This window comes from Streptomyces sp. NPDC026206 (assembly GCF_040638465.1).
GTDB lineage: Bacteria > Actinomycetota > Actinomycetes > Streptomycetales > Streptomycetaceae > Streptomyces.
Genome location: NZ_JBEZYL010000002.1, coordinates 256401 through 268765 on the forward strand (window position 1 = coordinate 256401; position 12365 = coordinate 268765).

Below are 12365 nucleotides of genomic sequence, written 5' to 3' on the forward strand. Positions count from 1 at the left end.
ACGCGGGGCATGCCGGGACCTCGGGGTGCCTGAACTGTCTGCCGCACTGCGGATGCGTAAGGTAAAACGTTTGGATTCTAGGGAAATTCGAAAGAATTACCAAAAGAGTACGAGCGGTCTTGATTGCATTCCGACCTTTGGTGCTACCTATTCCAAGATCGACGACGTGTTCATTTAAGATCGCCAACACCCGCAATCCCTCCGCATTCACCCGGAACCGGGTGCGCCGCGACGAGGAGGGGGAGGATTCGGCCGGTCATGGGGAGCGCCGCGCCGGGGTATTTTTGCCCGCATGAAGCTCAAGCCCGCCATGGCCGCCCCCCTGAGGCACGCGCTGCTCGGCGTGGTGGCACTCGCGGTGCTCGGTGGGTCCGCCGGCTGCGCGCAGCAGTCCGCCCAGGGCCTCGCGGGCCGGCGGGACGGCCGTGACGCCGGCGCCGGGCGGGATTCCGGTCCCGCGGCGCCGGAAAACTCCGTCGATCTCGGTCGCCGCATCACGGAATTCACCGACCGCATCAATCAGGACGGTCGGTACCGAATTCCCGCCGCCCGCGACCGCCGGGCCGTCGCCGATGGCGTCCGCCTGCTCCTGGACGGCGACCGGGCCGCCTCCGAGCAGGTCCTGGGCGCGGCCGGCTACACGGTGCGGACCCTCACCGACCGGGCCGCCGGCGGACGGCAGTTCGCCGAGATAGCCGACGCCACCGCGGACGGCGACGCCACCCGGGGCTGGGGCCGGGTCTACGTCGACCTGCACGGCCCCGCACGATGGTCGGTGCAGGTGCCGCACCCCACCGCCGACCAGCGGAGCGAGCAACTCGGCCTCGGGCTGCTGCGCGGCGCTCCGGGCGGCGTGCTGATCCTGGCCGGCGCCTACCGCACGGTCGGCGACGGCGAGGGCGGGGCGGCGGACGCCGCCGATGTCGCCCACCGGTCCGACTCGGTCTTCGCCGCCGTCGCCGACGCCCTCGCCGACCGCCGGATGCCCGCCGTCCAGGTGCACGGCTTCGCCGACAGCAGCCTCCCCGACCACGACGTGGTCGTCTCACCCGGCAAGGGGGACGCGGGACTGCCCTCCGCGCGGCGGCTCGCGTCCGGCCTGCGACAGGAGGGGCTGCGGGTGTGTGAGGTGTGGCAGCGGGAGTGCGGCCGGCTGGAGGGCCGCACGAATGTGCAGGGCGACCACGCGGACGCGGTGGGAGTGCCGTTCCTGCACGTGGAGCACAGTCGGCGGGTGCGGTTCGACGACGGGCTCGTCGCGAAGGCGGTGCAGGCGCTCGTGGCGGTGGCCGGGCGCTGGAACGCGGGCCGCACGTAGGGGATTGTGCCTGGGAGGTGCCCCCAAGTCCTCAAATGCCGGACGGGCTGCAATCGCAGCCCGTCCGGCATTTGAGGACCCGGGGTCCGGAGGCGGAGCCCCCGGACCCCGAGCGGCGCGTTACGCCGGGACGCTCGCCACACCCTCGGCGAGGAAGCGGCGGCCGAGCACGCGCTCGGAGACACCCTCGCGGTCCAGGTACGGCGTGACGCCACCCAGGTGGAAGGGCCAGCCCGCGCCCGTGATCAGGCACAGGTCGATGTCCTGCGCCTCGGCGACGACGCCCTCGTCCAGCATCAGGCCGATCTCCTGCGCGACGGCGTCCAGGACGCGGGCGCGCACCTGCTCCTCCGTCAGGACGGTGTCGCCCTGCACCAGCAGCGCGGCGACCTCGGGGTCCAGCTCCGGCTTGCCGGAGTCGTAGACGTAGAAGCCGCGCTTGCCGGCCTTGACCACGGCGGCCAGGTTCGGCGAGACCGTGAAGCGGTCCGGGAACGCGCCGTGCAGCGTCTCGGAGACGTGCAGGCCGATGGCCGGGCCGACCAGCTCCAGCAGGACCAGCGGCGACATCGGCAGACCGAGCGGCTCGACGGCCTTCTCGGCGGTGGCCACCGGGGTGCCCTCGTCGATGACGTTCTGGATCTCGCCCATGAAGCGGACCAGGATGCGGTTGACGACGAACGCCGGGGCGTCCTTGACCAGCACCGCGGTCTTCTTCAGCTTCCTGGCGACACCGAAGGCGGTGGCCAGCGAGGCGTCGTCGGTCTGCTCGCCGCGGACGATCTCCAGCAGCGGGAGGATCGCGACCGGGTTGAAGAAGTGGAAGCCCACGACCCGCTCGGGGTGCTTGAGCTTCGACGCCATCTCGGTGACCGACAGCGAGGAGGTGTTGGTGGCGAGGATGGCGTGCTCCGGCACGACCGCCTCGACCTCGGCGAACACCTTCTGCTTGACGCCCATCTCCTCGAAGACGGCCTCGATGACGAAGTCCGCGTCACCGAAGGCGGCGGCCTTGTCGAGGACGCCGGTCACCAGGCCCTTGAGGCGGTTGGCCTTGTCCTGGTTGATGCGGCCCTTGCCCAGCAGCTTGTCGATCTCGCCGTGGACGTAGCCCACGCCCTTGTCGACGCGCTCCTGGTCGATGTCGGTCAGTACGACCGGCACCTCCAGGCGGCGGGCGAAGAGCAGCGCCAGCTGAGAGGCCATCAGACCGGCACCGACGACGCCGACCTTGGAGACCGGGCGGGCCAGCGACTTGTCCGGGGCACCGGCGGGGCGCTTGGCGCGCTTCTGCACCAGGTTGAAGGCGTAGATGCCGCTGCGCAGCTCGCCGCCCATGATCAGGTCCGCGAGGGCCTGGTCCTCGGCGTCGAAGCCCTGGCGCAGGTCGCCGTTCTTGGCGGCGGCGATGATGTCCAGCGCGCGGTAGGCGGCCGGGGCGGCGCCGTGCACCTTGGAGTCGGCGATGAAGCGGCCGCGTGCGACGGCCTGGTCCCAGGCCTCGCCACGGTCGATCTCCGGCCGGGCGACCTCCAGCTCGCCCTTGAGGACGGACGCCGTCCACAGCAGCGACTGCTCCAGGAAGTCCGCGCCCTCGAACAGGGCGTCGGCGATGCCGAGCTCGAAGACCTGCTTGCCGCGCAGCTGCTTGTTCTGGTTGAGCGAGTTCTCGATGATGACCGAGACCGCGCGGTCCGCGCCGATGAGGTTCGGCAGCAGGGTGCAGCCGCCCCAGCCGGGCACCAGGCCCAGGAAGACCTCGGGCAGGGAGAACGCCGGGAGCGCCGCCGAGACCGTGCGGTAGGTGCAGTGCAGGCCGACCTCGACGCCGCCGCCCATCGCCGCGCCGTTGTAGTACGCGAAGGTCGGGACCGCCAGCGACGACAGCCGCTTGAAGACGTCGTGGCCGCCCTTGCCGATGGCCAGCGCGTCCTCGTGGCGCTTCAGCAGCTCGACGCCCTTGAGGTCGGCGCCGACGGCGAAGATGAACGGCTTGCCGGTGATGCCGACGCCGACGATCGAGCCGTCCTTGGCCTCCGCCTCGACCTGGTCGATCGCGAGGTTCAGGTTGGCGAGGGACTTCGGGCCGAAGGTGGTCGGCTTGGTGTGGTCGAAGCCGTTGTCCAGCGTGATCAGCGCGAAGCGGCCCGCGCCGGGGAGGTCGAGGTGGCGCACGTGCGCCTGGGTGACGACCTCGTCGGGGAACAGCTCGGCCGCGCCCTTCAGGAGCTCAGCGGTGGTGCTCACTTGTTGCCTCCGTCGAAGTGCGGGTTCTCCCAGATGACCGTTCCGCCCATGCCGAAGCCGACGCACATCGAGGTGATGCCGTAGCGGACGTGCGGCTGGTCCTCGAACTGCCGGGCCAGCTGCGTCATCAGGCGGACGCCCGAGGAGGCCAGCGGGTGGCCGAAGGCGATCGCGCCGCCGTACTGGTTGACGCGCGGGTCGTCGTCCGCGATGCCGTAGTGGTCCAGGAGCGAGAGCACCTGCACCGCGAAGGCCTCGTTGATCTCGAACAGGCCGATGTCGTCGATCGACAGGCCCGCCTTGGCCAGCGCCTTCTCGGTCGCGGGGACCGGGCCGATGCCCATGACCTCGGGCTCGACGCCGGCGAAGGCGTAGGAGACCAGGCGCATCTTGACCGGCAGGCCCAGCTCGCGCGCCACGTCCTCGGCGGCGATCAGCGAGGCGGTGGCACCGTCGTTGAGACCGGCGGCGTTGCCCGCGGTGACCCGGCCGTGCGGACGGAACGGGGTCTTCAGGCCGGCCAGGTTGGCCAGCGTGGTGCCCGGGCGCATCGGCTCGTCGGCGGTGGCCAGGCCCCAGCCCGTCTCGCCGCCCTCGGGGGAGGTGCGGCGGACCGAGATCGGCACCAGGTCGGCCTGGATCTTGCCGTCGGCGTACGCCTTGGCGGCCTTCTCCTGGCTGCGGACCGCGTACTCGTCGGCGCGCTGCTTGGTGATGTGCGGCAGACGGTCGTGCAGGTTCTCCGCCGTCATGCCCATGAACAGGGCGGACTCGTCGACCAGCTTCTCCGAGACGAAGCGCGGGTTCGGGTCGACGCCCTCACCCATGGGGTGACGGCCCATGTGCTCGACGCCGCCGGCCAGGGCGATGTCGTAGGCGCCGAGGGCGACGCCGCCCGCGACGGCCGTCACGGCGGTCATCGCACCGGCGCACATGCGGTCGATGGAGTAGCCGGGCACGGACTGCGGGAGGCCCGCGAGGATGCCGGCCGTACGTCCGAGGGTCAGCCCCTGGTCGCCGATCTGCGTGGTCGCGGCGATGGCGACCTCGTCGATGCGGGCCGGGTCCAGGTCCGGGTTGCGGCGCAGCAGCTCCCGGATGGCCTTGACGACGAGGTCGTCGGCGCGGGTCTCGTGGTAGATGCCCTTCGGGCCCGCCTTGCCGAACGGGGTGCGGACGCCGTCGACGAAAACGACGTCCCTAGCGGTACGAGGCACGTTGGCTCTCCTCCAGGTGCGGATCGCTGCGCGCGGGCATGCCGGTACGGCTCCGCCGCGGTGCGGGCTGACACCGTCATGCTACTTGCGGGTAACCCTGCTGCCCAGACCCCCCGGCCGGAGCGGCGAAGGTCACATTCCGCGTGGGTACGGGGGCGGCGATGCCGGGTCGCTGCGGGCTCGGGCACCGCCGGTCACCCCGGTACGGGTCGCTCGCCGTCGCGGCGGGGAAAAGGCCCCGGCCCCACCCTTTCGCCGTTTCCCAGGGCTCCGCCCCGGCCCCCGGGACCCCGCACCGCAGGACTGCCGCACCCCGGGACCCCCGGGGCTCGGGGGCTCGGGGGCTTGCCCCTCACGCGGCGGGCCGCAGATGGATACAGCTACAGCCGGAAGGGGCGGGCCGGGGAACAACATCCCGCCGTGACGGCGATCGACTTCGCCGTTTCCCGGGACCCGGGGCGAAGCCCCTCACGCGGGGGAGCCGCCGGGGCCGGGGAACAGCATTCCGCCGCGGCGGCGGTCGACGCCCGCGTACCTGTCCGGCGGTGCCGGACCTGCCTCAGGCCGAGGCCTCGCTCAGCGCCTTCACCAGCACCGGCGTCACCTGCTCGACCTGCCACGCACGCGCGCCGTGCGCGTCGAGGACCGCGGCCACGGCCTCCGGCGTGGGCACCGTCGGCGGCTCCCAGCACAGCCGGCGCACCGTGTCCGGGGTGATCAGGTTCTCCTGGGGCATCGTGAGCCGCTCGGCGAGCTCGGAGACCGCCGAGCGGGCCGCCGACAGCCGGGCCGCCGCGACCGGGTCCTTGTCGGCCCAGGCGCGGGGCGGGGGCGGGCCCGTCAGGGGCTGGCCGGGCTGCGGCAGCTCCACGTCCGGGATCGCCTTGGCGCGGTCGATGGCGGCCTGCCACTGCTCCAACTGCTTACGGCTCATCCGGTGCCCGAACCCGGGCAGCGCGGCGAGGGCCTGGGTGTTCGGCGGCATGTTGAGGGCGGCCTCGACGATCGCGGCGTCGCCCAGCACCTTGCCGGGGGAGACGTCGCGCCGCTGGGCGATGTGGTCGCGCGCGGTCCACAGCTCGCGGACCACGGCCATCTGCCGGCGCCTGCGCACCTTGTGCATGCCGGACGTGCGGCGCCAGGGGTCCTTGCGGGGCGGGGCGGGGGGCGCGGCGGCGATCGCCGCGAACTCCTCATGGGCCCAGGCCAGCTTGCCCTGCCGGTCCAGCTCCTCCTCCAGCGCGTCGCGCAGGTCCACCAGCAGCTCCACGTCCAGTGCGGCGTAGCGCAGCCACGGCTCCGGCAGGGGGCGGGTGGACCAGTCGACGGCGGAGTGGCCCTTCTCCAGGGCGTACCCGAGAACGTTCTCGACCATGGCACCGAGTCCCACCCGCGCGAACCCCGCGAGCCGTCCCGCCAGCTCCGTGTCGAAGAGCCGCGCCGGCGTCATCCCTATCTCGCGCAGGCACGGCAGGTCCTGGGTGGCGGCGTGCAGCACCCACTCGGCGTCGGCGACGGCCTCGCCGAGGGCGGACAGGTCGGGGCAGCCGACCGGGTCGATCAGCGCGGTCCCGGCGCCTTCGCGGCGCAGCTGTACGAGGTAGGCGCGCTGGCCGTAGCGGTAGCCGGAGGCACGCTCGGCGTCGACGGCGACGGGGCCGGTGCCCGCGGCGAAGGCCGCGACGACCCCTGCCAGGGCGTCGGCGTCGGCGACGACCGGGGGCATGCCTTCCCGGGGTTCCAGCAACGGGATCGGCGCCGAATCGACGTCGTCCGGGGGGCCGCCCCCGGTGGTTCGCAGTGTCGTGTCTGCTGCGGTGTCTTGGGCGTCGGTCACTGGTCAAGGGTATCTGTGGATGGCAAGCGCCCGTCGCCGGAACGTTCCGGCGACGGGCGCGGCGCGGATTCCCGCGGGTCAGTGGATGATGCCGGTGCGCAGTGCCACGGCCACCATTCCGGCTCGGTCCCCCGTTCCGAGCTTGCGGGCGATGCGGGCGAGGTGGCTCTTGACGGTGAGCGCCGAGAGTCCCATCGAGACGCCGATGGCCTTGTTGGACTGGCCCTCCGCAACCAGCCGCAGCACCTCCACCTCGCGTCCTGACAGCTCGCGGTAGCCACCGGGGTGGCCGGGGGCACCGGGTGGGCGCCGCTGCATCCGGGCGGCGGCGGAGCCGATGGGGGCGGCTCCGGGACGGCCGGGGACGCCGAGATTGGTACGGGTACCGGTGACGACATAGCCTTTGACGCCGCCCGCGAGCGCGTTGCGTACGGCGCCGATGTCATCGGCGGCGGACAGGGCCAGGCCGTTGGGCCAGCCCGCGGCGCGGGTCTCGGAGAGCAGCGTCAGGCCGGAGCCGTCCGGAAGGTGGACGTCGGCGACGCAGATGTCGCGCGGGTTGCCGATGCGCGGCCGGGCCTCCGCGATGGACGACGCCTCGATCACGTCGCGCACGCCCAGCGCCCACAGATGGCGCGTGACGGTCGAGCGGACCCGGGGATCCGCGACGACGACCATGGCGGTCGGTTTGTTCGGGCGGTAGGCGAGGCTAGCGGGTTGCTCGAGGAGAACGGACACCAGGCCTCCATTGGGGGGAGTGGCGGGGACCGGTGCCGACTTGGGGATAAGCCGGGGCGATCCGTATGGGAAGGGTCACAAGGTCCTTCGGCAATGAAACGGCCCGGCTTTAGGGAATGATCACGAATTGATGAGTAACAATTCGGGCAATTCGGACGATTGCCCGATCAACTCGCTCATTTTTTGTCATCGCAACTCGGCGCAAACCCCACGGAAGGATGGCAGAAAAGCACCGGTCGGAGGTGTCCGGGCCGCCCTCGGCGGTCCTCGGCCGTCCTCGGGTGGCCATGAGCCGTCGTGCCGGGCCGTCGTGAGCCCGGCAGTGCGAGCAGCCCGGTCCGAACCGGACCACCCGGGCGGCCCGGACCGCCCGGTCCGTCGAGCCGGCCCCGCCGTCCGGCCGGGACCGGGGCCCGGCCGATATAGTCAGCGGCTGCTGTGCGGTCCCCGCCGCTGCGGCAGCGTCACGATCCCCGCCTCCGGCGCGCCGCCCGGTGGCAGGCCCGCGATCTGGCACAGCAGATCGCACCACGCCGACAGATGCGCCGCCGTGTCCGGCGTCTGCGCGGCGGCCTCGGCCGGGCCCGCCGGACCCTTGGCCTGGGCCGGCGACCACGACGCCCGGATCTCGATCCGCGTCGACGGCTCGCGCTCCAGCAGCCCGCCGAAGTAGTGCGAACTCGCCCGCGTCACCGTGCCGCTGGGCGCCGCGTACGGCACCCGCCGGGCCTCCAGCGCACCCGTCAGCCACGACCAGCACACCTCGGGCAGCAACGGATCCGCCGCCATCTCCGGCTCCAGCTCCGCGTGCACCAGCGTCACCAGGCGGAACGTGCCGCCCCACGCCTCGTGCCCCGCCGGGTCGTGCAGCAGGATCAGCCGTCCGTCCGCCAGCTCCTCGTCGTCGACGACGACCGCCGCCTCCAGCGCGTACGAGTAGGGCGCGAGCCGCTGGGGCGGAGGCGTGGCGTCCAGCTCGATCTCGGGCCGCAGGCGTACCCCTTGCAGCCCCGCGACCGCTTGCCGGAAGACGGACGGGGTGTCCTCCCCATCCGCGTCGTCCGGACCGTCCGAGAGGTGTCCCTGCGCCGCAGCCATGCCCGGAAGACTAGGCGGAACAACCCGCGGTTCCGGGTAGGGACACCCACACGGGCGGGTCACTCGTTCGGCCCGTGCGAAGATTTGGGGCATGAGTGAGCGCAGCCAGCAGCAGACCGGCCGCACCGCGGCACACGATGCGGTACACGATTCGGCGTTCCTGCGGGCCTGCCGCCGCGAACCCGTGCCGCACACCCCCGTCTGGTTCATGCGCCAGGCAGGCCGCTCGCTCCCCGAGTACCGCAAGGTCCGCGAGGGCATTCCCATGCTGGAATCCTGCATGCGGCCCGAGCTCGTCACCGAGATCACCCTGCAGCCCGTGCGCCGCCACAACGTCGACGCCGCGATCTTCTTCAGTGACATCGTCGTGCCGCTGAAGGCCATCGGCGTCGACCTCGACATCAAGCCCGGCGTCGGCCCCGTCGTCGCCGAGCCGATCCGCACCCGCGCCGACCTGGAACGGCTGCGCCCGCTCGGCCCGGACGACGTCCCGTACGTCACCGAGGCCATCGGCATGCTCACCGCCGAGCTCGGCGCCACCCCGCTCATCGGCTTCGCCGGCGCGCCCTTCACGCTGGCCAGCTACCTCATCGAGGGCGGCCCGTCGCGCACGTACGAGAACACCAAGGCCATGATGTACGGCGCCCCGGAGCTGTGGGCCGAGCTCGTGGACCGGCTCGCCGGCATCACCGCGGCCTTCCTCGACGTCCAGATCAAGGCCGGCGCCTCCGCCGTCCAGCTCTTCGACTCCTGGGCCGGGGCCCTCGCCCCCGCCGAGTACCGCAAGTACGTCATGCCCGCCTCCGCCAAGGTCTTCGACGCCGTCGCGCACCACGGCGTGCCCCGCATCCACTTCGGCGTGGGCACCGGCGAGCTCCTCGGCCTGATGAGCCAGGCCGGCGCGGACGTCGTCGGCGTCGACTGGCGCGTGCCCCTCGACGAGGCCGCCCGCCGCGTTGGCCCCGGCAAGGCGCTGCAGGGCAACCTGGACCCGGCGGTGCTCTTCGCTCCGCGGGAAGCGGTGGAGGCGAAGACGCGCGAGGTGCTGGAGGCGGCCCGCGGCCTGGAGGGCCATGTCTTCAACCTCGGCCACGGCGTGATGCCGGCCATGGACCCCGACGCGCTGACGCGGCTCGTCGCGTACGTGCACGAGCAGACGGCGCACTAGCGGTCGGCGCCGGGGGGATTGTCGATTCAGCCCGTCCGGCGTTCGAGGACCGGGGTCCGGGGTCCGGGGCGGAGCCCCGGTTACGGTGCCACCGCCGCGGCCGCCTTGCGCGCCGCTACCAGGACCGGGTCCCACACCGGTGAGAACGGCGGCGCGTAGCCCAGGTCCAGTGCCGTCATCCGGTCCACCGTCATGCGGGCCGTCAAAGCCACCGCCGCCACGTCCACCCGCTTCGCCGCCCCCTCGCGGCCGACGATCTGGACGCCCAGCAGCCGGCCCGTGCCGCGCTCGGCGAGCATCTTCACCGTCATCGGGTGCGCGCCCGGGTAGTAGCCGGCGCGGCTCGTGGACTCGATCGTGGCGGTCACGACACGCAGCCCGACGGCGGCGGCCTCGGCCTCCAGCAGCCCGGTGCGCGCGATCTCCAGGTCGCAGACCTTGCTGACGGCGGTTCCGACCACGCCCGGGAACGTGGCGTAACCGCCCCCGATGTTGGTGCCGATGACCTGGCCGTGCTTGTTGGCATGGGTGCCGAGGGCGATGTGCCGGGTGCGGCCCGAGACGAGGTCGAGGACCTCGACGCAGTCGCCGCCCGCCCAGACGTTGCCGTGGCCGCGCACCCGCATCGCCAGGTCCGTCAGCAGCCCGCCCGACTCGCCCAGCGGCAGCCCCGCCGCGTCGGCCAGCCGAGTCTCGGGGCGTACCCCCAGGCCCAGGACGACCACGTCGGCCGGGTACTCGCGGTCCTCCGTGGCGACCGCGGCCACCCGGCCGCCGTCGCCGGTGACGATGCCGGTGACGGCCGTGCCCGTCACCACGTCGATGCCCATGCCGGACATCGCCTCGCGCACCAGTGCGCCCATGTCGGGGTCGAGCGTGGACATCGGCTGCCCGGCACGTTCGACGACCGTCACCTCGTAGCCCCGCCGGCTGAGGGCCTCGGCCATCTCCACGCCGATGTAGCCGGCGCCGATGACCACCGCGCGCCGGCCCGCGGACTGCTCCAGGCCGTCGAGGAGCGCCTGCCCGTCGTCCAGGGTCTGCACGCCGTACACGCCCGGTGCGTCGATGCCCTCCAGCGGAGGGCGCGCCGGCCGGGCTCCGGTCGCCACGACCAGGTCGTCGAAGCCGTGCCACTGCTCCTGGCCGGACGTCAGGTCGCGGGCGCGCACCCGCTGTCCGGCCAGGTCGATTTCGGTGACCTCCGTGCGCATGCGCAGATCGATGCCGCGCTCGCGGTGCGCCTCGGGCGTCCGGGCGACGAGCGCGTCCGGGCCGTCGACCACGCCGCCGGCCCAGTAGGGGATGCCGCACGCCGAGTACGAGGCGAAGCGGCCGCGCTCGAACGCCGTGATCGTCAGCTGCCCGGCGTCCTTGAGCCTGCGCGCCCGGGAGGCCGCGGACATGCCCGCCGCGTCACCCCCGATGACCACCAGCCGTCGTTCCGCCATCGCGTTCCCGTCCTTTCACCGGTCGTGGGGCCCCACGCTACGTGTGCCCTCCCCCGGCTCCCTGTTGGCCGGAGAAGTCCAGGAAGACGGTTTCCGCGCCGCCCCGCAGCCGTACGTCGAAGCGGTACGACCGGGGGCGGTCCGTCTCCTCGGCTGCCAGCAGCGTCGCGCGCCGGGCGGGCGGCAGGGCGGCCAGGAGGGGATCGTCGTCGGGCGGGCGGAAGTAGACGCGGGTGAAGAGGTGGCCGGTCAGGCCCCGCACGAGGAGGCACAGCGCCAGGTAGGGCGCACCGCCCGGCAGCAGCGTGCGCAGCGCGTAGTGGCCGTCGCCGGCGGTGGGGACGCGCGCGAAGCCGGTGAAGCGGGTGCCGTCGCGGTGCAGGCTGCCGGGGGCGCCGCGGAGCGAGCCGTCGGGGGCCGCCTGCCAGAACTCCAGCAGCGCGTCCGGCACCGGAGCGCCCTCGCCGTCGTGGACGTGCCCGTGCAGGGTGACCGCCCCGGGGTGCCCGGCGGGGGCGAGGTCAGCGCCGCCGGGGAAGGGCAGGGCGGTGCCGTAGAAGGGGCCGATCGTCTGGGAGGGGGTGACGGGCAGGGGCATCAGCGGCCCTCCTCGCACCAGGTGGCGTCCGGGCCGTCCAGGACGATGTCCCAGCGGTAGCCGAGGCAGAAGCCGGGTTCGTTCAGGCCGGGGTCGTAGGCGGCGACCAGCCGCCGGCGGGCGGCCGCCCCGGGCACGGAACGCCACACCGCGTCGTACGGCAGGAGCGGGTCGTCCGGGAAGTACATCTGGGTGACCAGGCGCTGCGTGAATGCCGTGCCGAAGAGGGAGAAGTGCAGGTGGGAGGGGCGCCACGCGTTGTGGTGGTGCGCCCAGGGATAGGCGCCGGGCCGGATGGTGACGAAGCGGTAGTGCCCTTCGGCGTCGGTCAGGCACCGGCCGGCGCCGGTGAAGTGGGGGTCCAGAGGGGCTCGGTGGCGGTCGAGCGGGTGGGCGTAGCGGCCGGCGGCGTTGGCCTGCCACAGCTCCACCAGCTGACCCCGTACGGGACGGCCCCGGCTGTCCAGGACCCGCCCGCCGACGCTGATGCGCTCGCCGAGCGGCTCCCCGCGGTGCTGCCGGGTCAGATCGCCGTCGAGCGGGCCGACGTCGGCCGGGCCGAAGACGGGGCCGGCCAGCTCGACCGCGCCGGGGACGGGCACGAGCGGCACCGGTGGTCGCAGGGGCCGGCGCTCGACGGCACCTGCGTACGGGGGGACGGACGGTTCAGCGGCTGCCATGGCCATGGCCTAC

10 protein-coding genes are annotated in these 12365 nt (G+C 73.1%); 2 read left to right on the top strand and 8 right to left on the bottom strand.

Annotated elements, in window-relative coordinates; all coding sequences use genetic code 11:
* The first annotated feature begins 292 nt into the window (after window positions 1–292).
* Window positions 293–1318, top strand: a complete 1026-nt coding sequence (locus AB0F13_RS04610; RefSeq protein ID WP_362075093.1) for a hypothetical protein — start codon at window positions 293–295, stop codon at window positions 1316–1318.
* Window positions 1319–1438: 120 nt separating this feature from the next.
* On the opposite strand, the gene AB0F13_RS04615 is transcribed toward AB0F13_RS04610, so the two are convergent.
* The 5 genes from AB0F13_RS04615 to AB0F13_RS04635 all read right to left on the bottom strand — a co-directional run bounded on the left by AB0F13_RS04615 (window position 1439) and on the right by AB0F13_RS04635 (window position 8455).
* Window positions 1439–3565 (bottom strand): 3-hydroxyacyl-CoA dehydrogenase NAD-binding domain-containing protein, encoded by a 2127-nt coding sequence (locus AB0F13_RS04615; RefSeq protein ID WP_362075096.1) that lies wholly within the window; start codon window positions 3563–3565, stop codon window positions 1439–1441.
* On the bottom strand, window positions 3562–4782 hold the full coding sequence (locus AB0F13_RS04620) for an acetyl-CoA C-acyltransferase (RefSeq protein WP_362075099.1): 1221 nt from the start codon (window positions 4780–4782) through the stop codon (window positions 3562–3564). The genes AB0F13_RS04615 and AB0F13_RS04620 overlap by 4 nt, the downstream gene beginning before the upstream one ends.
* 559 nt (window positions 4783–5341) lie before the next feature.
* Window positions 5342–6619, bottom strand: a complete 1278-nt coding sequence (locus AB0F13_RS04625; protein WP_362075102.1) for a ribonuclease D — start codon at window positions 6617–6619, stop codon at window positions 5342–5344.
* A 78-nt stretch (window positions 6620–6697) separates the two neighbouring features.
* The gene (locus AB0F13_RS04630) at window positions 6698–7357 is read right to left on the bottom strand and encodes a response regulator transcription factor (protein WP_086571339.1); all 660 of its coding nucleotides are present in this window, start codon (window positions 7355–7357) and stop codon (window positions 6698–6700) included.
* Between the two features lie 426 nt (window positions 7358–7783).
* Window positions 7784–8455, bottom strand: a complete 672-nt coding sequence (locus AB0F13_RS04635) for a DUF3000 domain-containing protein (protein WP_362075106.1) — start codon at window positions 8453–8455, stop codon at window positions 7784–7786.
* Between the two features lie 91 nt (window positions 8456–8546).
* Between AB0F13_RS04635 and hemE the strand changes: the two genes are divergently transcribed.
* On the top strand, window positions 8547–9623 hold the full coding sequence (hemE, locus tag AB0F13_RS04640; RefSeq protein WP_362075109.1) for a uroporphyrinogen decarboxylase: 1077 nt from the start codon (window positions 8547–8549) through the stop codon (window positions 9621–9623).
* 80 nt (window positions 9624–9703) lie between these two features.
* On the opposite strand, the gene AB0F13_RS04645 is transcribed toward hemE, so the two are convergent.
* Genes AB0F13_RS04645 through pcaH form a run of 3 tightly spaced genes read right to left on the bottom strand, consistent with a single transcriptional unit; the run spans window position 9704 to window position 12352 of the window.
* Window positions 9704–11074 carry an FAD-dependent oxidoreductase gene (locus AB0F13_RS04645; protein ID WP_362075112.1) on the bottom strand — a complete coding sequence of 457 codons (1371 nt, stop codon included), beginning with the start codon at window positions 11072–11074 and terminating at the stop codon, window positions 9704–9706.
* A 37-nt stretch (window positions 11075–11111) separates the two neighbouring features.
* Window positions 11112–11672: a protocatechuate 3,4-dioxygenase subunit alpha gene (pcaG, locus tag AB0F13_RS04650; RefSeq protein ID WP_362075115.1), complete on the bottom strand. Its 561-nt coding sequence runs from the start codon at window positions 11670–11672 to the stop codon at window positions 11112–11114.
* Window positions 11672–12352 (bottom strand): protocatechuate 3,4-dioxygenase subunit beta, encoded by a 681-nt coding sequence (pcaH, locus tag AB0F13_RS04655; RefSeq protein WP_362075118.1) that lies wholly within the window; start codon window positions 12350–12352, stop codon window positions 11672–11674. The genes pcaG and pcaH overlap by 1 nt, the downstream gene beginning before the upstream one ends.
* Window positions 12353–12365: the final 13 nt, after the last annotated feature.

Bases quoted from the DNA above. Each gene is read 5' to 3' on its own strand.
- AB0F13_RS04610 (WP_362075093.1), top strand. From the start codon at position 293: ATGAAGCTCAAGCCCGCCATGGCCGCCCCCCTGAGGCACGCGCTGCTC.
- AB0F13_RS04635 (WP_362075106.1), bottom strand. From the start codon at position 8,455: ATGGCTGCGGCGCAGGGACACCTCTCGGACGGTCCGGACGACGCGGAT.
- hemE (WP_362075109.1), top strand. From the start codon at position 8,547: ATGAGTGAGCGCAGCCAGCAGCAGACCGGCCGCACCGCGGCACACGAT.
- AB0F13_RS04645 (WP_362075112.1), bottom strand. From the start codon at position 11,074: ATGGCGGAACGACGGCTGGTGGTCATCGGGGGTGACGCGGCGGGCATG.
- pcaG (WP_362075115.1), bottom strand. From the start codon at position 11,672: ATGCCCCTGCCCGTCACCCCCTCCCAGACGATCGGCCCCTTCTACGGC.
- pcaH (WP_362075118.1), bottom strand. From the start codon at position 12,352: ATGGCAGCCGCTGAACCGTCCGTCCCCCCGTACGCAGGTGCCGTCGAG.